The following is a 23,769-nucleotide window of genomic DNA, read 5'->3' on the forward strand; positions in this document are numbered from 1 at the left end:
TTTAGTCCTTAAAGTCTGTAGCCAACTAGCGATCGGCTTTACGTGAATACCAATTAACCGGACACTCATATTTTTCGAGTTGATGATCAACGCCGAGTGTCAATGCAAACAAAGCCATGCGAATTAACAGCCCATTATCAGCCTGTCTGAAGATGGCGAGATTAGGGTGGCTGTTCAAATCATTATCTAACTCATTGGCTTGCGCGCGTGAATCCCTTGGAAGCGGATGCATAATGACAGTGTTAGATTTGCAATGCTGAGTGTAAATACTGCGATTTAAGCGGAACTTGCCGCGATACTTATTCGCTTCTTCCTGTGAAGGGAAGCGCTCTTCCTGAATGCGAGTGAGATACAGAATATCTGCTTTATCTAAATGGCCTTCAAGCTGGTCGGTTATTTTGATGCTATGGCCAGCATTTTCAATGTCGGAGATCACATAATCAGGCATCGCTAATTCAGCAGGTGAAATCAGTGTGAAACTGATGTTCTTATACATGCAGAGTAAGCGTGATAGTGAATGCACGGTACGGCCAAATTTTAAGTCGCCGACCATTGCTATGTGCATGCCATCGATACCGCGGCCGGCACATTTGAGTTCTTTTTGGATAGTGTATAAATCGAGTAGAGCTTGGGTCGGATGTTCGTTCGAACCATCGCCACCGTTGATCACTGGGACGCGACTGCCTTCGGCAAACTCTTTCACTGAATAAGAGTCTGGATGGCGCATAGCAATCACATCGGAATAAGTGGATAACACGCGCGCCGTATCGTACAGGGATTCACCCTTAGATAAAGACGATGAAGCCATACCTGTGGTTTCACGTACATGGCCGCCAAGTAAGTTAAAGGCACAGCCAAAACTTACGCGGGTACGGGTACTGGGTTCGAAAAACAGGTTACCTAAAATGGCGCCATCGAGCACATTATTGCGCTTCTCTCGAAGTGCATAGGGCATCATGCGGCTAGCGACATTAAAAATAGTTTGGATTGAGTCAAGATCTAACTGGTTTACGGAGAGGATATGGGATCCTTCGAACTGATTCATCAGCCTGTTTTCCAATTTGCTAGGGGGCATTTTAAGCTGCGGTATCGCGCTTATCTGCCCTGATGTTATGTAGGGTGGCTGAGGCGCGATTGTAGCAGAAGCACAGGGGCAACGAAATAGCCACATTGCCACTGTGTTAGATTTTTGCGATGAAGCCCAAAGCTTTTAATCTGCCGCCTTAGGTTTGGCATCGATATTAGGTTTTACATCACTATCAGATTTTAAATTGATATCAAGTTTTTAATTGATGTTATTAATTGGCACTAGGCTTGGCCTAAGCGAATTTCCTGTTGCAGGTTCGACCAACTGATCACTCCGACCACGTTATCTGGCGTATCTTGATAGATAAACACCTCACCGCTGCGCTTGGGTGACAAGAGTAAATAGGCTTCATTGAGCGTAGTGCTGTCGCTTAAGCCTTGCATGGGATGGCGCGATAGTGTGGTACTGTCATCGTAGGATTGCATTTCAAGGCTGAGCATTTCGATAACACCATCGGCATTGCGAACCAGCACAGGTCGACCTTCGGCCCGTTTAAGCACTTCGAGTAACAATTCATCGTTGTTATTGACGATAACAAAGCGTTTATCCATCAAGGCTCGCACGCCTTTTTTCTGCAGCGCTAAATTTACTGGCGCAACTTTATAGCCTAGCCCCATGATTTCTAATTGTTTAAAAAAAATAGAGTTAGTCTTAAAGCCTTGATAGGCAATCAAAAATGCGGGAATAGTCACAAACATCGCCGGCAGAATAATACTGGCATCATTGGTCATTTCTAGCAGGGCGACTAACGCCGCCAGCGGCGCGCTTAAGCACACGCCCATCATGGCCGTCATGCCGATCACAGTGTAAAGCCCTACATAAGGGGCGATGGACGGGAATAAGATGGCACTGATCAGCGCCAAAATCGCGCCGAGCAGCGCGCCGATACCATAGAGTGGACCAATCAAACCACCTGGAATACCTAAGCCAATCGCCGCAATAGTGGCAATGATTTTGGCAAATAACAGGGCGATTAACAGCAACAGGCTTGGATGTTGGCTAATGGCTTCGCTAATGGCGAGATCGCCCGTGCCAAGGGCTTGCGGCAACACGAGACCGATTAGCGTGGTGACGCTGCCCGCCAATAATAGTCGGTAAATCAGTGGCCAGTTTTGTCCCGTCGCGGTGACTTTTAAGAGTGAGTAATTAAACAGCGCCGCAGCGCAGCCCAATACCACGCCGCCGATGGCGAGAATAGGGTAGTGATCTAAGGGAATGTGGATCACTTGAATACGGTCAAATTCGTGCACATTACCAAACACTAATTGGCTTGAAACCGCGCCACAAATCGCGGAGAGCATAATCGGGAAGAAGTAATGGACTTTATACTCGCGGACAATCACTTCGAGAACAAAAATCACTGCCGCCAAGGGCGCGTTAAAGGTCGCGGCAATCCCTGCTGCAATGCCACTGGCGCACATAATGCGCACACTGTTATCGGGAAGATTGAATTTTTCGGCGAGAAAACTGGCACTGACAGCGCCCAGATGAATAGCAGGGCCTTCGCGGCCGACGGAGAAATTGGTGCCGAGGGCGAATAATGCTTGAAAAAATTGCCCTACGGCAGATTGCAGCGGAATTTTACCGTAGTGCAGTTTAACTCTATGTAACACATAGGCTATTCCCATACGCTTATAACGTTTGGAGCCTAGCTTAGCCACAATCCAAATTAATATTGCGCCTAAAAGTGGTAACAGGGCTCGCCAGTCGGCGACGTTCCCCGTAAAATCCAGCGCCTGTATTTGGGTGTAATGATTGGCCCAAACGAGCAAGAGTCGAAACAGTAAGATCACGCAGGATGCGAAAATGGCAAACAGCAGTGCCAGTATGCACAGTTGCGCACTGATCCTCGCTTGGGATAAATGGTCACGTAGCTCATTGGTTAAATACTTTTTGGCTGTGACTATGGCATGTTGAATAGCGACTTTATTTATCGTTAATTGCACTGCATTGGCCTGAGTTGTATTGTATCGAACTCGTTCTTGAGTTGATTGTATTTTATATAAGGGGCTGTTACCTAATGCCAAATTATCATCGTTGGCTAGATCGGCTGCAAGTGATGGATCTCAAGTATCGTCCATCTTCAGTGTATTTATCGCTTTTAGTGTTAGTTTCTATTCTTTTTGGGGCTTGGATAAGTTTTCTGCTACTAAGCAGTGATGAGCCCGTGGTTAAACACATCAGCAGCAAAGCCCAACGCTTGAGTGCTGAATTAGAAACACAGACCCAATTACTAGCGACCCGAAATCTAGAGCTGTCCGTCGAGCGTGAGGCTAACGCCCAAATGCAAGATATGTTTGGCCAGCAGATGAAAAAGCAAAAAGAATTGGAACATGAGCTGGCGTTTTACCGTAGCATTATGACACCGGATGATAATGCCGAAGGTGTCGCCATCCACGGACTTGAAATGACGCCGGGCGTTTTAGCCGATGAGTACAATCTCAAACTGGTATTAACTCAGCTGCAAAAGCGCAAGCAAGCGATTCAAGGTCGAGTCGAATTGACATTAATGGGCGTGCAGGAGGGGAAATCCGTTAGCTTGAGTGTGAAAAAACTCACGGGTTCTAAGTTGGAATTTGATTTTCGCTATTTTCAGGTCATAGATACCAAGTTCACTGTTCCTGCAGGCTTTAGTTTACAGCAAGTGAAAGTCAAAGTGCTGGTGCCTTCGAGCCGCTGGACCAAGAATTCGCAGACAGAACATGTCTATAGTGCCCCTGAGTTATTACAGGGTGAAAAAGAACCACGGGTAATACTTGAACAAAACAGTCAGGTAAAGGATAATTTGCCCCAGAAAACTGATGTAAGAGGTAGTAATGACTGATCAAGCTGATACAGCAATGCCAATCCAATTTACCGATGCGGCAGCCGCTAAGGTGAAAGGTTTGCTGGAAGAAGAGCAAAATCCTGCACTTAAGCTACGAGTCTATGTGACTGGTGGTGGTTGTTCTGGATTTCAGTACGGCTTTACCTTTGATGAAAAGGTCAATGACGGCGATTTTACGATAGAAAAACAAGGCGTCCTCTTAGTTGTCGATCCTATGAGCCTACAATATTTAGTCGGTGGTGAAGTGGATTACACTTCAGGACTCGAAGGTTCTCGCTTCTTTGTGAAAAACCCTAACGCAACCACAACTTGTGGCTGTGGTGCCAGTTTCTCTGTATAAAGATTGTCTCTGTGTAAAGAGTTTCTCTATAAAGACTGCTCACTTAGCGCTTTTAAGGTGTGAGGTGAGATCAAAAAAGCCGTCGTAATGACGGCTTTTTGTTGGGCAAAATTCAGTATGCTACGAACTTAACTCATGATGTTCAGGTTAAGCTTAGGTTTAAACCACGCCTTTACCTTTTTATCAAAAGCGACCCAGACTTGCAGTAATGACAAGATGATTAACGCGATAAAAATCACATAGTCAGGCAGTTTGCCCTGCCATTCACCTAAATGCACCGTCGTCGGGCCTACCACTAAATTGCCGGGATCGTACATGATCACTGGCAGCATGCTAATCAAGCCAAGCTGCACGACTGTGTAGCCACGCAGCATGATAAGCGCCGCCTTTTGTCGACCAATAATGGCAATCACCATTAAAAGTGTCAGTAGACAAAATAACACGCCTTGTTTAGCGACTAAGCCGCTCACGGATGCAACAACATACACTAGCAGCAGGGCAATCAGTCGTTTGGGTAAACGTGAACTCACGGCCGCGTCAGCCTTAGGTGTCGGTATAGCCGATTCTTGCTCGCTCATAGACATTCTCGCTTAGCGATTGAGATTAATGGCTTTGCTTAGGCGCTAATCGTTGATCTAACTCATAAGGTGGGATAACCACACCTAAATCATCTAATACTGGGAACACGGCAACGAACAGGTCGTCATCTTCCATGCCTGGCACCCATCTTTCGTGAAATTCATCGAATGGGATCGCTAATGTTTGGCAATCGCTCCACTCATCCACAGCCCAAGATTCAGCCGCTTCTTCGGTTGGCCACATTGGAATGCAATCCTCTTCTTCAGTGGTCAGCATTACGCAACCGTCTTGGTCTTGTAATGTCCAAAGAACTTTATGTTCTTTGACTTGCTCAACGAGGTAATCGTAACGGGCTTCTGGTGTCATTGCTGCTGTCTCAGCGAGGGTTTTAACAGTCTTGCTCATGAAAAATATCTCTTTTGCTTGAATAGGGCGAAGCCTGTTGTGTCTCTAATGTAAAAACCTAGGGCACAGCAAAATTCACCAGTTGGCTAAATGGTAACATTAGAGCGGGATTAGAAAAAGAACAACAGCGCCAAGAGGGCACTGTTGTGTTAGATCTTCGATGTTTATTCTGCCGCGCGGAAGTAGCGATAGATAAAGCCTGCCAAAATCGCGCCGACAATCGGTGCTACCCAGAATAACCAGAGCTGCGATACCGCCCAGTCACCGACAAACAACGCAGGACCTGTACTGCGCGCAGGATTCACCGAAGTATTGGACACTGGAATACTGATAAGGTGGATCAAGGTTAAGCCTAGACCTATCGCAATCGGGGCAAACCCTTTGGGTGCGCGTTCATCGGTGGCACCTAAAATAATGATTAAGAAGAACAGTGTCATAACGACTTCACAAATCATGACCGACAGCATGCTGTAACCGCCAGGGGAGTGCTCACCAAAAGCGTTAGAGGCAAATCCGCCCGCGAGTGAAAATCCTTCCTGCCCAGAAGCAATAAGATACAAGATACCCGCCCCTGCAATCCCGCCCGCGACTTGGGCTATGATATAGGGCAATAATTCTGCCGCTGGAAAACGTCCACCAGCCCAAAGGCCGAATGACACCGCAGGGTTAAGGTGACAACCTGAAATATGGCCAATCGCAAAGGCCATAGTTAGAACCGTTAAGCCAAACGCGAGTGCGACACCGAGTAAGCCTATGCCCACCTCGGGAAATGCAGCGGCAAGTACCGCACTGCCACAGCCTCCAAGGACTAACCACAAGGTGCCAAGAAATTCCGCCGCCATTTTTTGTGACATATTCATTGATTCATTTTCTATCCTATCCAGTCGATTTATGCCGACATACGCTTAGCATTTAGTGCATAAGTCATTGCTTATCTTGCTTGTTAAGTTTGGCTAGATAGATAACCATTTTCTCAATTGAAGTGTTGCGCCCTCAGATTATTCGGACCTATGTTGACCATCACAACCAGAGAATTATGTATTTATTGCTTAGTTAACAATAACTTTAGCTAGTTTGCATGACACAACTGTGATCAAGCATAGATGGGTTTTTATATTGTGCATTTTTGAGCATGGCATATTGCGTCAATTAGCTGCTTATTCTGGGGGACATTAGCCATTTTTTGTTTGTCACTTGCCTAGGTTGTATGGGTGGCAATCTGGTGAATGAGGAAATTTTCTTTCCCTCATTTCTTGTGTATTTAGTAGTCGGACAATTCTTCTTTGATGTTTATAATTGTTTGAAAATAAAAGAATAGATATTTAATAGATATAAAACGGGGAAATAAACGAGGGGTATTTCGTTGCCGCTCTTTACTAAGCAAAGTAAAAGGGCTGGGTTACTTAAATGTTAACTGTGTGTTTTCTGTGTTGCTAACCATGATTAGACCAAAGTCTTTGATGAAAAATCGCTGACTAAGGCGTTTGGATTAATTCAAGTGACAGAGCCAAATAACAACAAAAATAGTTTGCGATGTCTAAAAGTGAAGGTGGGAAGGATGAAGAAGAAACTATTGACCTTAGCGATACAAGCATCAATGTTTGGTATTGCTCCTTCGGTAGCCTGGGCTGCCGAAACGATTGAAGTGAATGCGGTGAATGAGAGCGCCAATCGAATTGAAGTTGAGGTCGCGGATAAGCAAGAAGCTATAGAAAAAGTCACAGTGACAGGCTAGCGCATTAAACGTGACAGCTTTTCCCTTAGCACTCCGCTACAGGGCTTAGATGCGAAAGATATCGCCGATAGTGGTATCGGTTCATTGGCGGATATTTTAGTTGACCAAATTCCTGCATTGGCAGAAGGGGTTAGCAGCACAAATAGTCAATCGAGTGTGCAAAATACGGGTCTTTCTACCATAGATTTACGCAACTTAGGTACAGATCGCACCCTGACCTTGATTGATGGTCGCCGCGTAGTATCAAACAGTTATAGCGGTAACTACGTCAGTTTAAGCACTATCCCTGCGGCTATGGTCGATAAGGTCGAAATCATCACTGGTGGGGCGTCTGCTGTCTATGGTTCTGATGCGATTGCCGGGGTGGTTAACATTATCACCCAGCAGAATAAGACCGGCTTTGAGATTAACGCCCGTGGCGGCGAAACCACCGACGGTGGTGGCCGTGAAACCACAGTTGATGTGGGGTATGGTGCTGATGTTAATGGTGATAAAGGTTATATCTTCGCCAGTGTCACTTACGATAAGCAACATGGGTTATTTGCTACTGACAGGGAAAGAGCCCTGTATGAGTCAAGCTTTGCCTACGATGAAAAGCAAATGTGTAATGCCATGAACACGGTCGATGGCGATCAGTGTATGCGTGATATTACCCGAGACGATTGGCGTGAGCGTAGCAATGACATCGTTGGCGGTCGCTTTAAGTCAAATTCTTGGTGGTACGATGGTACAGAGCTTAATACCGACTTTAAAGAAGAACGTGACGGTTACAACGGCTACACCACTGGTCTGCTAAAGGTTCCTGAGGATACCTTAGCTGCAGCGGTCAAAATGAACTATGACCTCAGCGACGATGTGCGCGCCAATGTGCAAGTACAATTTAGCCGTAATACCGCGTTTCGTCGTACCGATGCCGAAGGCCAAGACTATAACGACGCTGAGCTCTATATCGATCCTGTGACGGGTCTCCCTGGCACTATTGCGGCGGGCAGTATTTCACCAAATAATCCTTACGTCCCGGCTGAAATCGCCGCAACGGCTGGTAAGAGCATTACTTGGGATCGCCGCTTCCAAGAAGTAGGGCCAGTTGAGAGCGATAACGAGCGCACAACTCTGCGTACATGGGCTGGATTACAAGGTAACTTATTTGAGACTTGGACCTGGGATGCCTCCTTAGGTTACGGTAAGTTTGAACAGCGTCAACGCCGTAGCAATGAGATCAGTATTCGACGTCTAAAATATGCCCTCGATGCCGAATATGCTGCCGATGGCACCACTATCCAATGCGCCAGTGAAGAGGCCAGAGCCGAAGGCTGCGTCCCAGTGAATATCTTTGGTGAAGGCTCAATCAGCAAGGAAGGGGCGGACTATATCCGTGCCAATCCTTATATCAACACTGATATCACTCAATTCAATGCTCTAGGATTTATCTCCGGTGAATTGTTCGAATTACCCGCTGGTGGCGTACAATCTGCCTTCGGGGTGGAATACCGCCGTGATACTCAAGCCGTCGATACCGATAAAGCGATGCGTGGCGATGCGATTACCTTTAACGACGTGCCGCCATTCGAAGGGGATGTAACCGTATGGGAAACCTTTGGTGAAGCGAATCTTCCTTTGTTAAGGGATGAGGCTTTTGCCAATAAGCTCGACCTGGACTTGTCATTGCGTCTTGCGGATTACAGCCAGAAAAACATCGACTTAATGTCGAGCTATCGCGCGGGTATTTTGTGGGAACCTATTGCCGACTATGCCCTACGTGCTAACTACTCTCGCTCGCAACGCGCGCCGAATATTACTGAGCTTATCTCTCCACCGCGTGGAGATTATGACAGTATTCGCGATATTTGTGATGGGGTAACTACAACCTCAACAGGGGCTGGGCATGATAGTTGCCGCCAGGATCCTGGTGTTGCAACTGCAATTGCGACTAACGGTGTCTTTGAGGATGCGGGCGGTTCTAAATATTCGCCTAACGCCGGTAACGAAAACCTCACCGAGGAAACTGCGGATACCTATACCTTAGGCTTTACCATGGCGCCTGCCTTCCTCGAAGGCTTTAATCTGGCGGTCGATTATTACGATATTAAAGTCGCAGATGCCATTGGTTCATTAAGCAACGAGGATATTCTGGCCGAATGTTACAATTCGAGTAATCCTTACGGCGCCGATAACGAGTACTGTCAGGTCATTAGCCGGGATACTGAAGGGCAAATCACTCAGGTGATTCAACAGGAACAGAACCTGAATGACATTGTCACCCGTGGTGTTGATATCGCCATGGCCTACGAGTGGCAGCTGGATGGTTACGGTGAACTTAGCTTAAAAACCAACTGGACCCATGTGTTGGAATTCAGCACTAGCTACTACGGCGCCGATGGTTTAGTAGAAGATGACTATGTGGGTGAGCTTGCCAGCGGGATTTTTGAGGACAGAGGTGCAATTTCATTAACGTGGAGTAATGAAGATTGGCGTTTGCGTTGGAGCGCGAAGTATAAGAGCGCCATGGTCGATAGCCACGATAGAGTTGAAGAGTGGAACGTGCTGAAAGCCGAAAACCAAGCCAAACTCGACGCTGGTGATGTCACTGCTATAGCCAATCCAGAAACGCCTGCATTCCTATTCTACAGCTCGTATATCACCCACGATTTGTCTGTGTCTTATACGATGGATGTGAGCCAGGCTGAATTACGTTTATACGGCGGTGTACGTAATATTTTCGACAATCAAGGTCCTTGGGTGGCCGATACCGGTGATTTAGTCGAAACGGGTAATGGTAACTACAGCAGCGCCTATGGTGGTGGTGTGGGACGTTATGCCTACCTAGGTGCAGAGCTTAAGTTCTAAGCTCACTGAGCTGAGACTATTAACTTATAGTTTGCTAAACCGCATGTGGCTCCCTGCATGCGGTTTTTTTGCCGATTTTAGCTAACATACTGACATCAATAGGTTGCTGCACGCATTGATTTTTTAACTGTTTAGAGGACACTAACCCTTGATACTTATTCTGTACATAAGCTTTTTAAGTTAGCTCTATTAACCTGAACTCGGCAAAAGAAATGTTGAACTAATGGCCCTCCACGTGATCGGATCTTTCGACCAAGAGAAACCCCATCACACCGGAGGGTCTATGCATAAATTAGTGGAAGTGTTTTCGATGCCGATGATTTTTGGGCTGTTTTCATTCCAGAATGGGAAAAAACGCTGTTAACCGATGGCACACGCAAGCGTCAACGCGCTGGCCGTATGACGATGAGCGAAGTGATGACCATCATTATACTTTTTCAGATGTCTCACCACCGTGATTTCAAGAACTTCTACATCGGCTATCTGGCTCATTTCTACAAATCCGCTTTTCCTAATTTACTCAGCTATACCCGCTTTCTTGAGGTGATGCCCACGGCTTTAGTGCCGCTTTGCAGCTATTTTTCCAGCCTCAAGAGTGATCCCACTGGCATCGGATTTGTTGATTCAACCAGCATCAAAGTGTGTCATAACCTGCGTATTCATCGCCATAAAACCTTAGCGGGACTGGCGTGCAGAGGTAAAGGCACTATGGGGTGGTTCTATGGCTTTAAGCTGCATTTGATTGTTAATCATTAAGGCGGAATAGTGGCGGCCAAAGTGACCCCTGCGAATGTACATGACACAAAACCTGTAAATGAGATGGTGCACAGTGATATGAATAAACTCTATGCAGATAAAGGGTATATCAGTAAAGCGCTGTCCAGTGAATTGCTGGAGAAAGGCCTCACACTGGTGACGAATGTACGTAACAATATGAAAGCAAAAGCGATGTCGTTGTGGGATAGAGCGATGCTGTCGAGACGTTTCATCATAGAAACCATTAATGACCAGTTAAAAAACATCTCTCAAATAGAGCACTCAAGACACCGCAGCGTTCATGGTTTTATGCTGAATATGATTGCGGGACTCATCGCGTATCAATTGAAAGACAATAAGCCACAACTGAACCTCACTAACGCGGAGTTTAATGCTATTGCAGTTATGGCTTGTTAAACCGATCTCAGGTTAATTAATAATAGGTACTTGCATGATTAGGATTTCTTCTCAAGCGGCGAACTAATAAGCATTGATTGATTTTTTTATTCGAATTCAGGTAGTTTGAGTTAAATCTGTTAGACTGCAATGTAATGCTTGTACAGTACTTATGAGGGTTATTATGCGAGCAAACTGGGATCTAGTATTAGAAAAAATTTTGAGCCACAGCAATTATGAAGATCTTTCTGTGTTGTTTCATTTACTGTTAACCGAAGAAGAGCGTAGTGCGGTTGCCGGACGCTTAAAGGTATTTCAGTTGTTATTGGATGGGGATATGAGCCAAAGGCACATAGCTGCAGAATATGAAGTGAGTATTGCGACGATCACGCGTTGTTCTAATTACTTGAAAAATATGTCTCCTGAGCATAGAGCGAAAGTTCAAAAGTTGATTGGTTAATGCCCACATGGATACAAGCCCTGTAGACATCATTTGCGCTTGTTTTGGTGAATAGAACTCTGCCTTAAGGCGTGATGGGCAGCTTATGGCGACGATAGAGTGAACGACGCACCAGAATATATAAGCCGTAGCTGAGTAAGCAGATAGCCACAATAGGGTAAAGGTCCTTGGGAAGGAATTTAAAGATAGCCAATGCCGCTATGAGATAGATAAAAGGTAAGAAGTTATAAATCATCTCGGGAAGATAGCCCGACTTACGTCGCCTTGCCGAGTCAGTTCGACGGTTTTGAGAACGCATAACGTAGATCCTCGCACCTAAGACGAACACTACTGTTGCCGCGACTAGGGCATAGTTGATGTCGAGTGCAATAAAACTCGAACTACCGAGCGCCATGTAGCCAAAAGGCAAAATTTCGTAAAGGGGTTTGGTTAACATAAGCACTCCGTCGCTTAACTCAGGTTGATATCAATATCTAATTGAAAATATTCATATAAAAATTGAATACTTCAATTTACCAGTCAGTTATTTATTTATTACGAATAGTATAAACGCTTGCGTATAAAAAATGCACGACCTTAAATTAAGGGCGTGCATCTTAAAAGGTTAAACTATGGCAGTTCAACCGCTTAGGGATAAACTATTTCTAGCTCACCTTGAGCATCAATCTGTATCTAGCTGCGGCAACCACAGCCGCCATTGCCGTCACAACCTGTTTTAGGTGTGTCACAGGCTTCATGCTCTTCATGGTGATGTCCATGATCGTGGTCTGAACCACCACAACAGCCGCCTGCTTCTTCTTTACCTGAACCGCCACAGCATCCACCGCCATGGTCGTGATCATGTCCATGACTTCCACAACCGCCTTGGGCATGAACGTGGCCATGGGCAATTTCTTCAGCTGAGGCTTCGCGAACGTCAACGATTTCGACGCTGAAGTTGAGCGATTGACCCGCTAAAGGATGGTTGCCATCGACGATAACAACATCGTCTTTTACTTCCATAACTTGGACTGGGCGTTGACCCATTTCAGTTTCGGCGATGAAGCGCATGCCTGGGACGATATCTTCGATATCACCAAAGGCTTCTAATGGCACGGCTTGACGTAGGCCATCGTGGTAAGGGCCATAGGCTTCTTCGGCACTAATAGTGACATCGAGTTTTTCGCCTTTGGTTTTACCATCTAATGCGGCTTCTAAACCTGGGATCAGGTTTTCAGTGCCGTGTAGATATAGCATAGGTTCAGAGTCGAAAGAGTCTTCTAATAGTCTGCCTTCTTGATCTGATAAACGGTAATGAATGGTTACCGCGCTGTGTTGAGTGATCTTCATATCGCCTCCGGTTCGGAATGTGCGCGCATAATAACGTGCTTTTTTAGTGCTGGCGATAATTTGAAGTGGCTTATGTTAGATATCGCACAGCTTTTTTTTCGGCAGATTAAAGCCAGTTTTACGCGGTGCAGCATGTGTAATGTGCTTTTTGCGCGTTAGCCTGTCAATTTGACCTGAGTGATGAGGTAGAACAAATAACGCATTAGTTAAAAGTGAACTATAAATAATTAACTGAAAAACAAGTGATTTTATAATGGATTTCCTATTTTATTACGTTAACGTCAACAGTTATCTATTGCATAAATCGCATTTTTACCCCTAGAAAACTTTATATTAACTAATCTTGATACAGTATTTTATCGAGTGTGAAGATTTGCTGATAAATAATCCATTTTAGGGGTTGACAAGCGCGGGTAAAAAAAGCAATTCTGTTTATCAAGAAATTAACATGGATTAGCCCAAACACATGCATAGCCTAGGTTTCGTAGTAACTACCATTATTACAACCACCACTACAACAATAGTGGGGGCGGGCTGATACACCCTAAAGAATTTTAACAATGAGCCCGCTTCCCACAAAGAAGCGGGCTTTTTTGTTTCTAGCTCTTATTTCTAAGTCGGGCGCGGTACAGGAGAACAAGATGAAAGTAATGAAATTTGGTGGTACCTCGCTTGCAAATTGGCAGCGATTCTCGATGGCAGCGGATATCGTTGCTCAGTCATCTAAGCTTGAACCCATAGCCACTGTGCTATCGGCCCCTGCAACTGTGACGAATGCTTTATTAGAAATGGTCGACGTTGCCGTTAAAGGTGAAGATTATTTACCTGTGTTGCAGCACGTTGAGCGCGTATTTACTTCGCTGTACCAAGACGCCGTTAACTCAGTGTTGTCGAGTGAGCAAAGCGAACAGCTTTTTTCTGGACTCAATGCCCAGCTGGTGATCTGGCAGGATAGATTACGTGGTATCGGATTACTGCAAGAATGTCCCGATAGTATCCGCGCCGAAATCGTGGTTGCTGGTGAGCGTTTATCTGCAGCCTTGATGGAACAAGTGATGATTTCTAAGGGGATCACTTCGGCTCAGCTCGACCCACGCGCCTTATTTTTAGGTCGTGGTCGTCCGTTAGAATCTGTCGTTGATATCGCTGTGAGTAAGCCAAGGTTTCGCGCGTTGGCGCTAGGTGAAAAACGCGTATGGGTGATGCCGGGATTCACCGCCGCCGATGAACAGGGCAAAGTGGTGACGTTAGGCCGTAATGGTTCTGACTACTCTGCTGCCGTGCTCGCCGCCTGTTTGGATGCTTCGAGCTGCGAAATCTGGACCGATGTTGACGGTGTTTATAATACCGACCCACGGGTGGTTGCCGATGCTAAGTTGTTGTCACAACTCAGCTATCAAGAGGCAATGGAGCTCTCCTATTTTGGTGCTAAGGTGTTGCATCCTAAGACTATTGCACCCATCGCCCAGTTCCATATTCCCTGTTATATCAAAAACAGTTTTAACCCTGATGCGCCCGGTACTCTGGTATCAAACCAAGCCGATGAAACTGGCTTACAGGTTAAAGCTATCTCCAATTTAGATAACCAGACCATGTTCGATATTTCAGGCCCAGGCATGAAAGGTATGGTTGGCATGGCGAGCCGTACTTTAGCGGCGATTTCCCGCAGCGGCGTGTCTGTGTCTTTAATCACCCAAAGTTCTTCTGAATACAGCATTAGCTTCTGTGTGGCCACATCTGATTCGGCCAAAGTGAAATGGGCTTTAGAGCAAGAGTTTGAATTAGAAATAAAAAGTGATTTACTTGAGCCTATCGCTATGCGCCATGAGCTGGCAATTGTGTCCTTGATTGGTGATGGCATGCGCACCCATAAAGGGGTGGCAGCGCGTTTCTTCCAAGCTTTAGCGCAGGCGAGCGTGAACATTATCGCCATCGCCCAAGGTTCGTCCGAGCGCTCGATTTCGACTGTGATCGAGCAGCGTAAGACTAAGCATGCGGTGGCGGCTTGTCATCAAGGCTTTTTCGATGTGCAGCAATATTTAGATGTGTTTTTAGTGGGATGCGGCAACGTGGGTGCTGGTCTGCTCGAGCAGATAAAACAACAGTCCGCCATGCTCAAAGAGCAGCACATCAGTATCCGTGTTTGCGGCATAGTAAATTCGAACAAGATGTTACTCGACAGCGCAGGCATCGATTTAAGCAACTGGTCTAGCTTGCTTGCCGATAGTCAGCAAGCCTGTGATATCCCAGCGTTACTGGCATGGGCGAAAGAGCAACAATTACTGAATCCTGTACTGGTGGATTGCACTTCGAGCGAGCAAGTGTCGGATCTGTATTTGGATGTGATGAACTCAGGTTTGCATGTGGTCACGCCGAACAAAAAGTCGAACACTCGCGATTATGCTTATTACCAAGCACTTCGCCAAACAGCCTTAAAACAGCGTCGCCAATTTTTATACGAAACCACAGTCGGCGCGGGTTTACCTGTTATCGATAACCTGAAAAAACTGTTATTTGCGGGCGATAAGCTGCATAAGTTTAACGGTATTTTATCGGGCTCTTTATCCTTTATCTTCGGCATGCTCGATGAAGGCATGACTCTTTCTGAAGCGACTGGTCTGGCGCGGGAAAAATGTTTTACTGAGCCCGATCCCCGTGATGATTTGAGTGGTATGGATGTGGCGCGTAAGGTGCTCATTCTTGCCCGTGAAGTGGGACTAAAGCTAGAACTCAGTGATGTGCAGGTTGAATCTGTATTGCCAGCCGAGTTTGATGATTCAGGTGATGTTGAGAGCTTTATGGCGCGTTTGCCGCAGGTTGATGCGGCGATTGCCGCTAAAGTGGCGCAGGCCAAAGCTCAAGGTAAAGTGCTGCGTTATGTGGGACAAATTGAAGACGGTGTGTGCCGTGTGCGTATCGCCGAAGTCGATGCACAGGATCCCCTTTATAGTGTTAAAGGCGGCGAAAATGCCTTGGCATTCTACAGCCGTTATTATCAGCCCATTCCGTTTGTGCTGCGCGGTTATGGCGCAGGAACGGAAGTGACCGCCGCTGGCGCCTTTGCCGATGTATTAAGAACCTTGAATTGGACTCGTGAGGTGAGTGTATGAGTTTGACCGTTTACGCTCCAGCGTCTATGGGTAACGTGGGAGTCGGATTTGATTTACTGGGCGCCGCTTTGGCGCCTATCGATGGCAGTTTACTCGGCGACAGAGTGACTATCGCGGCGGCAGAATCGGGTGTGAGTCTGGCGCAAACCGGTGCTTGGGCCCATAAACTGCCTGAAAATCCGCAAGACAATATAGTGTACCAATGTGCCGAATTCTTCTTAACCGCCCTGAGTAAGGAGTATTTAGACGCGCTTGGTAAAGCAGATGAAGGCGTAGCGCTGACACTGGAAAAGAACCTGCCCGTCGGCAGTGGTTTAGGTTCGAGTGCAAGTTCAGTCGTGGCGGCGTTATATGCCTTGAATGAACATTTTGACAGACCTTATAACGAGCAAGCCCTGCTGGAACTGATGGGCGAGTTTGAAGGTAAGATCAGCGGCAGTGTGCACTATGACAACGTCGCCCCCTGTTATTTGGGCGGCATGCAATTGATGCTCAATGTGCCGGGCACTGTATGTGAAGCGATACCGAGTTTTAAAGAATGGTATTGGGTTGTGGCCTATCCTGGGATTTCACTTTCGACGGCGATGATGCGTAAACTCATGCCTGATCAATACGATAAAAGTGTCACTATCGATTTTGGTCGTTATTTAAGTGCCTTTGTACATGCCTCTTATCAGCAGAATGCCAAGCTTGCGATCAGCGTATTAAAAGATGTGTTAGCCGAGCCTTATCGCGCAGCTGCGATTCCGGGTTACGACAATGCCAGAGTTGCTTTAGCCGATTTAGGCATGTTGACTACGGGGATTTCCGGCAGTGGTCCAACGCTGTTTTCGATTACCGATGATTTAGCCACGGCAAATGCGGCTAAAACCTGGTTAGAACAGCATTATTTAACCGAGGTGGGTGGCTTTGCCCACGTGTGTCGCCTCGATGAGCAAGGCACGCGTAGAGTCGATTAATTCTTATTTTTAGTATCAAGACTAAGCATTAAGGCTAAATATCCATCTTATGCATAAAAAGCATGCATCAAGAATTAGCATTTAAGGCATAGCATCAAAAGGTCGAGTGAGCATGGAACTATATAATTTAAAACACCCTTCGCAGAAAGTGAGCTTTAAAGAAGCTGTGCAATTAGGTTTAGGTCAGGACAGAGGTTTGTTCTTTCCTACCCAAATTCCGGTATTAGACGATATTGAAGGGCTGCTGGCGCTGCCATTTGTTGAGCGCAGTAAAAAAGTGCTCGGTGCATGGCTTGCCTCTGAACTAGGGCAAGATGCAGTTGATGAACTGGTTGAACGTGCCTTTAACTTCGATTTATCTTTGGTTGCCGTCGATGAGCAGCGCGCTTGCCTCGAATTGTTCCACGGTCCTACTCTGGCATTTAAAGATTTTGGTGCGCGTTTTATGGCGCAATGCGTGAATACCTTTGTCGGCGACACACGCTTAACCATTCTGACTGCGACTTCGGGTGATACCGGTGCCGCGGTTGCAGATGCCTTCTATGGACTTGAGAAAGTCAATGTGGTGGTGCTCTATCCTAAGGGCAAGATCAGTGAACTACAGGAAAAGATGTTCACGACTTTGGGCAAGAATATCCATACAGTTGCCGTATCGTCCGATTTTGATGCCTGCCAAGATCTGGTTAAACGCGCTTTTGATGATCCAGAAGTCCGCGAGGGTTTGAGCTTAAACTCGGCGAACTCTATCAACATCAGCCGCTTACTTGCGCAAATTTGTTATTACTTTGAAGCAGTTGCCCAGTCTAAACAACGCCACGACGCCGATCCTGTGATTTCAGTGCCAAGTGGTAACTTTGGTAACCTGACAGCGGGTTTATTCGCCAAAGCCATGGGATTACCGGTTAAACGCTTTATCGCCGCAACCAATGCGAATGATACTGTGCCGCGCTATTTAGAAAACGGCCAATGGCAGCCCAATCAAACCCAAGCGACTATGTCTAATGCGATGGATGTGAGTGAGCCAAGTAACTGGCCGCGAGTGGAAGCCATTTGTGAGAAATTAGCTTGGCCGCTGAGTAACTTAGTGGGCATGCGTTTATCTGAAGAGCAAACTTCACTGGCATTAGCTGAGTTGCATGCACAGGGTTATGTGTCTGAGCCCCATGCGGCGATTGCAGCTAAAGCCTTGTCTTTAACCTTAGTGCCCGATGAAGTGGGTATATTCTTAGGTACAGCGCATCCCGCTAAATTTAAGGATGTGGTCGATAGAGAGCTAAATCTTAATTTACCACTGCCGGTTGAACTTGAGGCCGTTGCCCATAAACCTATCTTGTCGGCTGAATTACCCGCCGATTTTGCCGCACTGAAAGTGCACTTATTCAAGATCTTAACCTAAGCTGCTTGTACTTAAAGTATTGGCCTAGCGGTGAGATAACATAGCGTTAAAAAAGAGAAGGGAGCTTAGCTCCCTTTTTATCAGCACAATTTTGATAAATACGTTTTTATAAATACATTGCCAATAAGTACACTTTTTACAAATGCATTTTTTTATAAGCGCTCTTTTTACAGATGTAAGCAAAATAACGATAAATTGATGAAACTGTGTTGCAGGTAAGCATAAAAGAACTTTTATTTAACTACATGATATTTAATTAATATTTGTAACTTATTGTATTGTCTTTGGCAATAAAAATGTGATCAAGTTCACAATTTTATTGGTTTTAATTGTTTATGTTCACCCGCGTGTTTACTCAGTGGGTTGATTGATTTGTCTAGATTTTTTCTATTAAGTGTCTGTTTTTGCGTCTTAGCCTCAGGGTGCGCAACCGAGCAACGTGAGTTATATCGGCGCATAAATGTGGCCTACGATTTTGAAGTGACCCATTGCGACAGTTTTGCCATCGTCACTGGGGTGAGCCGCCGCGAGAATAATCTAGATGAAGCCAAAGAGTCTGCCATTGTTCAGGGAGAGCAATTGGGTGGCACGCACATCGTTTGGTTACAGACTGATATGGGCGATCCCACTAAGGTTGTTGCTGTTATTTATAAGTGTCAGATTTAGTGAGCTTAACCTTCAACTTGATTTCAGTTACTCAGGCGGAGTCTTTACGGCAAGTGCATTAAGTCGGCTACATTAAACGCGTTAAACTAGCTACTGTCCTTTTTTGTTGTTATTCTCCGCGCCCTATTTCGGTTAATTACTATGATCTGACTGGTGTTTATGGCGCACTGTCTAAGTGGCAACTACGCTTATTTAGGTATTAAAACACTGTAGAGGCCTGACGTTGAACCGTTTTGCTTCATCTTCATCAGGAGAGGATCACCAACTTAAGGGGCAAGTAACTTAGCCTATGTCACTGTTTAAATACGTTCTTGTCTTATTACTGCTTTTTTTAGCCTTGCCCGCCAAAAGTGCGTTGCAGGTTAATAGTCCTTTACCTTGTCATAAAACCATTAAAGTCGGTTATAACGACTGGCCTCCCTATGCTTGGCAAAATCCCCAAGGAGAAGCCCAAGGTTTAGATGTGGATCTGATGCGGGCATTTGCCGTGTATCTCGGCTGCGAAATCAATTTTATCAATGTGCCCGCGAAGCGATCGCATCAGATGCTGAAAGCTGGACAGTTAGATGTGTTGATGGGAGCGACAATGACGGATGAACGTCAGGCTTATGCGCATTTTTCTAGTTATTATCGAGACGAAGAGCTGCGCTTATTCGTGCTCGATGAGCAAAAAGATCAGATCAATGTCGATAAGTGGGAGGACATTTTTACCAAAAAGTTACGCCTGCTTGTGCCTTCAAGCGGTTGGTATGGCGCCGATTATCAAGAGTCTCAATATCGATTAGAGCAGGAGCATTTATTGGTATTGAGCCCTGACTCAGATAAGTCGGTACAAATGCTCACCTATGGTCGCGGGGATATGATCGTCGGCGATACTATGGCCATGCCTTATATTGCCAGTCAGCATCAACATATTAAGCTAGTACCACTCAAATTAGTGTTAGATCAAAATCATATCCATTTAATGCTCAGTAAAGCGAGTATGACGCCAAACCAGTTAGAGCAGTTTAATCATGCGATTAAGGCCTTGATGGATAACGGTGAAATTGCACGCGTGATCAATAAATGGCAACAAATGTCACTGGCGAAACAATCCAACATGAGCCGCCTAAACAGTCCACTAAAGACGCTGTACGTCAGCCCGTAATCAGTCCTTAACGTTAGTTCTTAATATTAGTTCTTAATATTAGTCCTAAACACTAGCCCTTCACGTTAGCTAATCCTGTCTTACTCCTGATGATTTTTATCGTGATGCTACAGGGTAACGCTATGATCTTTGGTGTTTTCCGCTAAAGAATATTGTTTTTTACTCAGTTGTTTTCCCGCGATTTAAGATGTGACACATTTGCTAAAACTTCTTCGACTCGAAGTTACTGAACTCTCTATTAAATTCTGCTAGCTTGGTGGGCTAAATTGTCATGCTTTGGGCTTGATTGCGGTATTTTGCAAAAGTCCATGGTAAGAATTTCTTCGCTAAATCTGCTAGCAAAATCTCGTAGTCAAAGAGTCCATTGCTAAAAATAACAATAGGATAGAGGTCATACATGAAACTTCGCCATTCTGTCGCCTGCTGCATGCTTGCCCTAGGCACGTTCACTGCGGCCCAAGCCATTGCTGCCGATGCAGTGAGCAATCAAGGATATTACCGCGCGCCAGCCCTGCACGATCAAACCTTAGTCTTTACCGCTGAAGGGGATTTATGGACTCAGACCTTAGGTCAAAAGGCGGCGACCCGCTTAACGAGTTTACCCGCAGAGGAGCTAGGTGCGACCATTTCAGCCGATGGCAAGTGGGTTGCTTACGTGGCCAATTATGAAGGCGCGAGCGAAGTGTATGTGATCCCGGTTGCCGGCGGTGTGGCCAAGCGGGTGAGTTTTGAGAATAGCCGTGTGCGGGTTCAAGGTTGGACAGCCAAAGGCGAGATTTTATATTCCACAGACAGTGGTTTTGGCCCCGCGAATAATTGGATGCTACGCAGCGTCGATCCTAAAACCCTCACGACCACAGATTTACCCTTAGCCGATGCGGTCGAAGGTGTGATTGATGATCGCAACGAATATGTGTACTTCACCCGCTTTGGCCTGCAAGTCACTGGCGATAACGCCAAAGTGTACCGTGGCGGCGCAAAGGGCGAATTATGGCGCTTTAAACTTGGTAGCAAAACCGAAGCCCAGTTGCTCAGCGGCCAGCACGACGGCTCAGTGCGTCAACCTATGCTATGGCAAGACAGACTCTATTTTATCAGCGACAGTGATGGTAACGACAACCTCTGGTCGATGGCGCTCGATGGTTCAGACGCAAAACAGTTGACCCAATTTAAAGATTGGCAAGTCCGCGGCGCGCAGATGGATCAAGGCAAAGTGGTCTTCCAGCAGGGCGCTGATATCCATGTATTTGATATCGCGGCCGCAAAAGACGCATTAGTCAATATCGAACTCACGTCCGATTTTGCCCAGCGCCGTGAGCACTGGGTGAAAGATCCTATGGATTACGCATCCTCCACCGATTTAGCCCTTGCTGGCGATAAAGTGGTGATCACCGCCCGCAGCCATGTAGCAATTGCGGGTGTTGATGGCTCACGCTTAATCCAAGTTGCGCTGCCAGGGACTTATCGCGTGAGAGAAGCGATATTGAGCCAAGATGGCAAGTCGGTTTATGCGATTAGCGACATGACGGGTCAGCAAGAAATTTGGCAATTCCCTGCCGATGGCAGCAGTGGCGCTAAGCAGCTGACAAAAGACGGTCATACCTTAAGAATGAGCCTGAATCTGTCCAATGACGGTCGATTTATCGCCCACGACGATAACGATGGCAACGTTTGGCTGCTCGACTTAAAGAAAAATACCAATCAAAAAATCATCACTAACGGTGAAGGACTTGGGCCTTACGCTGATATTCGCTGGTCCGGTGACAGTCGTTTTATTGCATTAACTAAGTCAGAAATTGGTAAACAAAGACCGCAAATTGTCCTTTACTCTGTGGATGAAAATAAGGCCGAGACGCTCACCAGCGATAAGTACGAATCCTATTCGCCGACCTTTAGCAGTGACGGCCAGTGGTTATATTTCCTGTCAAATCGCCAATTCAGCGCCACGCCAAGTTCACCTTGGGGCGATAGAAACATGGGCCCAGTGTTTGATAAACGCAGCCAAATTTTTGCCATCGCCTTAGTTAACAATGCCAAATTCCCCTTTAGTAAACCCAATGAACTCAGCGTTAACCAAGCTGACAAAACGGATGCTAATGATAAACCGAATCCGGTGAAAATCGATTGGCCTGGTATTTCGCAGCGTCTATGGCAAGTGCCTATCGATTCAGGCAATTACAGTGAACTGCGCGCCGTCGATGGCAGGCTTTATGTGCTCGACCAAGCGATGGGTGATGATGCTGAACCGAGTCTGATGACCATCAAGTTTGATCCATTGAGTCCGAAAGCCGAGGTTTTTGCCGAGGATATTGGCCATTATGCGGTTTCTGCCGATGGCAAAAAGCTGATGCTGCGTAAGTTCAGCAATGAAAAGGCGCTAATGATTGTTGATGGTGGTGATAAGCTAGGCGATACCGACAATGCCAAAGTGCAAACGGATCAATGGCAATTAGCGATTTCTCCCCAGCTTGAATGGCAACAAATGTTTGAAGATGCTTGGTTGATGCACAGAGAATCTTTCTTCGATAAGAAGATGCGCGGTCTCGATTGGCAAGCGACCAAAGCTAAGTATCAACCTTTGCTTGACCGCCTGACTGACCGTAACGAACTGAACGATATCTTCATGCAAATGATGGGCGAATTGGATTCTTTGCACTCACAGGTTCGCGGCGGTGATTTACCCAAAGATCCCGATGCGGCTAAAGCAGCTAGCCTAGGTGCGCGCCTACAGCAAACTGCCGATGGCGTTAAAATTGCGCATATTTACAGTAACGATCCTGAGTTGCCAGCTAACGCTTCACCGTTAAATCGTATCGAAGTCGATGCCAAAGAAGGCGATGTGTTGTTAGCTATCAATGGCACGCCAGTGGCGAACGTGGCTGATGTCACGCGTTTATTGCGCAATCAACAGGACAAGCAAGTATTGCTGCAACTTAAGCGTGGCAGCCAAACCCATAAAACCATTGTTATGCCCGTTAGCGCTATGGTGGATGGCCAATTACGTTATTTAGATTGGGTGAGCCATAACGCGGCAGTGGTCGAGGATGCGAGTAAGGGCAAGATTGGTTATTTGCACTTATATGCCATGGGCGGTGGCGATATTGAAAGTTTCGCCCGTGAGTTTTATACCAATTACGATAAAGACGGTTTGATTATCGACGTTCGCCGTAATCGCGGCGGCAATATCGACAGTTGGATTATCGAGAAGTTATTACGCCGCGCTTGGGCGTTTTGGCAACCGACTCATGGCACACCAAACACCAATATGCAGCAAACCTTCCGTGGCCATTTAGTAGTGTTAACCGATGAACTGACCTATTCCGACGGTGAAACCTTCTCCGCTGGGATTAAAGCGCTGGGTATTGCACCGCTAATTGGTAAACAAACGGCAGGGGCGGGCGTGTGGTTATCTGGGCGAAATTCGCTGACCGATAAAGGTATGGCGCGGGTGGCCGAGTATCCACAGTATGCAATGGATGGTCGCTGGGTGCTTGAAGGGCATGGCGTAACGCCGGATATCGAAGTCGATAACTTACCTTTCGCCACCTTTAACGGTAAAGATGCGCAGCTTGAGACAGCGATAAGCTATTTGAAGGATGAATTAGTTAAGCAGCCCGTTCCAGCTTTAAAAGCGCAACCTCTGCCTGCAAAAGGTATGGCACAGGATATAAAAGCTAAGTAATTGATATTTAAATTCAGTATTTAACTAAAATTTAAGGTATCTCAGTTA

General features: G+C 46.2%; 16 protein-coding genes and 2 pseudogenes. 11 read left to right on the plus strand and 7 right to left on the minus strand.

Going from position 1 to position 23,769, the window contains the following annotated elements:
- Positions 1-25 precede the first annotated feature (25 nt).
- Together OX890_RS07835 and OX890_RS07840 are read right to left on the minus strand one after the other, a co-directional pair.
- Positions 26-1,045: an aspartate carbamoyltransferase gene (locus OX890_RS07835; protein ID WP_006080739.1), complete on the minus strand. Its 1,020-nt coding sequence runs from the start codon at positions 1,043-1,045 to the stop codon at positions 26-28.
- Positions 1,046-1,308: 263 nt separating this feature from the next.
- Entirely contained in the window at positions 1,309-3,033 is a 1,725-nt protein-coding gene (locus OX890_RS07840; protein ID WP_006080740.1) for a chloride channel protein, read from the minus strand.
- Between the two features lie 74 nt (positions 3,034-3,107).
- Between OX890_RS07840 and OX890_RS07845 the strand changes: the two genes are divergently transcribed.
- Together OX890_RS07845 and erpA are read left to right on the plus strand one after the other, a co-directional pair.
- On the plus strand, positions 3,108-3,911 hold the full coding sequence (locus tag OX890_RS07845) for a DUF6776 family protein (protein ID WP_126491410.1): 804 nt from the start codon (positions 3,108-3,110) through the stop codon (positions 3,909-3,911).
- A complete protein-coding gene (gene erpA / locus OX890_RS07850; RefSeq protein WP_006080742.1) occupies positions 3,904-4,254 on the plus strand; it encodes an iron-sulfur cluster insertion protein ErpA in 351 nt (116 codons plus the stop codon). The genes OX890_RS07845 and erpA overlap by 8 nt, the downstream gene beginning before the upstream one ends.
- A 128-nt stretch (positions 4,255-4,382) precedes the next feature.
- On the opposite strand, the gene OX890_RS07855 is transcribed toward erpA, so the two are convergent.
- From OX890_RS07855 to aqpZ, 3 genes are all read right to left on the minus strand, one after another.
- Positions 4,383-4,832, minus strand: coding sequence for a hypothetical protein (locus tag OX890_RS07855; RefSeq protein ID WP_006080743.1), 450 nt, complete (start codon positions 4,830-4,832; stop codon positions 4,383-4,385).
- 25 nt (positions 4,833-4,857) lie between these two features.
- A complete protein-coding gene (locus OX890_RS07860; protein WP_006080744.1) occupies positions 4,858-5,238 on the minus strand; it encodes a DUF2750 domain-containing protein in 381 nt (126 codons plus the stop codon).
- A gap of 164 nt (positions 5,239-5,402) precedes the next feature.
- Positions 5,403-6,098: an aquaporin Z gene (gene aqpZ, locus OX890_RS07865; protein ID WP_126491411.1), complete on the minus strand. Its 696-nt coding sequence runs from the start codon at positions 6,096-6,098 to the stop codon at positions 5,403-5,405.
- A gap of 698 nt (positions 6,099-6,796) precedes the next feature.
- Between aqpZ and OX890_RS07870 the strand changes: the two are divergent.
- From OX890_RS07870 to trpR, 3 genes and pseudogenes are all read left to right on the plus strand, one after another.
- A pseudogene (locus OX890_RS07870) lies at positions 6,797-9,820 on the plus strand (TonB-dependent receptor plug domain-containing protein).
- Positions 9,821-10,103: 283 nt separating this feature from the next.
- Positions 10,104-10,993 (plus strand): annotated as a pseudogene (locus tag OX890_RS07875) (IS982 family transposase).
- 163 nt (positions 10,994-11,156) lie between these two features.
- Positions 11,157-11,432, plus strand: coding sequence for a trp operon repressor (gene trpR, locus OX890_RS07880; protein WP_006080802.1), 276 nt, complete (start codon positions 11,157-11,159; stop codon positions 11,430-11,432).
- 64 nt (positions 11,433-11,496) lie between these two features.
- On the opposite strand, the gene OX890_RS07885 is transcribed toward trpR, so the two are convergent.
- Both OX890_RS07885 and slyD read right to left on the minus strand, forming a co-directional pair.
- On the minus strand, positions 11,497-11,868 hold the full coding sequence (locus tag OX890_RS07885) for a hypothetical protein (RefSeq protein WP_011846179.1): 372 nt from the start codon (positions 11,866-11,868) through the stop codon (positions 11,497-11,499).
- A gap of 236 nt (positions 11,869-12,104) precedes the next feature.
- Positions 12,105-12,761 carry a peptidylprolyl isomerase gene (gene slyD / locus OX890_RS07890; RefSeq protein WP_259481994.1) on the minus strand — a complete coding sequence of 219 codons (657 nt, stop codon included), beginning with the start codon at positions 12,759-12,761 and terminating at the stop codon, positions 12,105-12,107.
- Between the two features lie 641 nt (positions 12,762-13,402).
- Here slyD and thrA point away from each other — a divergent pair.
- From thrA to OX890_RS07920, 6 genes are all read left to right on the plus strand, one after another.
- Positions 13,403-15,871: a bifunctional aspartate kinase/homoserine dehydrogenase I gene (thrA, locus tag OX890_RS07895; protein ID WP_107404074.1), complete on the plus strand. Its 2,469-nt coding sequence runs from the start codon at positions 13,403-13,405 to the stop codon at positions 15,869-15,871.
- The gene (gene thrB / locus OX890_RS07900) at positions 15,868-16,830 is read left to right on the plus strand and encodes a homoserine kinase (RefSeq protein WP_268650383.1); all 963 of its coding nucleotides are present in this window, start codon (positions 15,868-15,870) and stop codon (positions 16,828-16,830) included. The genes thrA and thrB overlap by 4 nt, the downstream gene beginning before the upstream one ends.
- Positions 16,831-16,942: 112 nt before the next feature.
- Positions 16,943-18,226 carry a threonine synthase gene (gene thrC, locus OX890_RS07905; RefSeq protein ID WP_268650384.1) on the plus strand — a complete coding sequence of 428 codons (1,284 nt, stop codon included), beginning with the start codon at positions 16,943-16,945 and terminating at the stop codon, positions 18,224-18,226.
- 363 nt (positions 18,227-18,589) lie between these two features.
- Complete coding sequence (locus OX890_RS07910) at positions 18,590-18,892, plus strand: hypothetical protein (protein WP_012588251.1); 303 nt, start codon at positions 18,590-18,592, stop codon at positions 18,890-18,892.
- 289 nt (positions 18,893-19,181) lie between these two features.
- Complete coding sequence (locus tag OX890_RS07915; protein WP_268650385.1) at positions 19,182-20,039, plus strand: substrate-binding periplasmic protein; 858 nt, start codon at positions 19,182-19,184, stop codon at positions 20,037-20,039.
- A 397-nt stretch (positions 20,040-20,436) separates the two neighbouring features.
- Positions 20,437-23,721 carry a S41 family peptidase gene (locus OX890_RS07920; protein ID WP_268650386.1) on the plus strand — a complete coding sequence of 1,095 codons (3,285 nt, stop codon included), beginning with the start codon at positions 20,437-20,439 and terminating at the stop codon, positions 23,719-23,721.
- Positions 23,722-23,769 lie beyond the last annotated feature (48 nt).

It is taken from the genome of Shewanella sp. DAU305 (assembly GCF_026802235.1).
Taxonomy (GTDB): Bacteria; Pseudomonadota; Gammaproteobacteria; order Enterobacterales; family Shewanellaceae; genus Shewanella; species Shewanella baltica.

What these genes read in the sequence shown, in the direction of transcription:
- OX890_RS07920 (WP_268650386.1), top strand. Translation starts at nt 20,437, where the DNA reads ATGAAACTTCGCCATTCTGTCGCCTGCTGCATGCTTGCCCTAGGCACG.
- erpA (WP_006080742.1), top strand. Translation starts at nt 3,904, where the DNA reads ATGACTGATCAAGCTGATACAGCAATGCCAATCCAATTTACCGATGCG.
- slyD (WP_259481994.1), bottom strand. Translation starts at nt 12,761, where the DNA reads ATGAAGATCACTCAACACAGCGCGGTAACCATTCATTACCGTTTATCA.
- OX890_RS07835 (WP_006080739.1), bottom strand. Translation starts at nt 1,045, where the DNA reads ATGAATCAGTTCGAAGGATCCCATATCCTCTCCGTAAACCAGTTAGAT.
- thrA (WP_107404074.1), top strand. Translation starts at nt 13,403, where the DNA reads ATGAAAGTAATGAAATTTGGTGGTACCTCGCTTGCAAATTGGCAGCGA.
- OX890_RS07885 (WP_011846179.1), bottom strand. Translation starts at nt 11,868, where the DNA reads ATGTTAACCAAACCCCTTTACGAAATTTTGCCTTTTGGCTACATGGCG.
- OX890_RS07845 (WP_126491410.1), top strand. Translation starts at nt 3,108, where the DNA reads ATGCCAAATTATCATCGTTGGCTAGATCGGCTGCAAGTGATGGATCTC.
- OX890_RS07860 (WP_006080744.1), bottom strand. Translation starts at nt 5,238, where the DNA reads ATGAGCAAGACTGTTAAAACCCTCGCTGAGACAGCAGCAATGACACCA.
- trpR (WP_006080802.1), top strand. Translation starts at nt 11,157, where the DNA reads ATGCGAGCAAACTGGGATCTAGTATTAGAAAAAATTTTGAGCCACAGC.
- thrB (WP_268650383.1), top strand. Translation starts at nt 15,868, where the DNA reads ATGAGTTTGACCGTTTACGCTCCAGCGTCTATGGGTAACGTGGGAGTC.
- aqpZ (WP_126491411.1), bottom strand. Translation starts at nt 6,098, where the DNA reads ATGAATATGTCACAAAAAATGGCGGCGGAATTTCTTGGCACCTTGTGG.
- thrC (WP_268650384.1), top strand. Translation starts at nt 16,943, where the DNA reads ATGGAACTATATAATTTAAAACACCCTTCGCAGAAAGTGAGCTTTAAA.
- OX890_RS07915 (WP_268650385.1), top strand. Translation starts at nt 19,182, where the DNA reads ATGTCACTGTTTAAATACGTTCTTGTCTTATTACTGCTTTTTTTAGCC.
- OX890_RS07855 (WP_006080743.1), bottom strand. Translation starts at nt 4,832, where the DNA reads ATGAGCGAGCAAGAATCGGCTATACCGACACCTAAGGCTGACGCGGCC.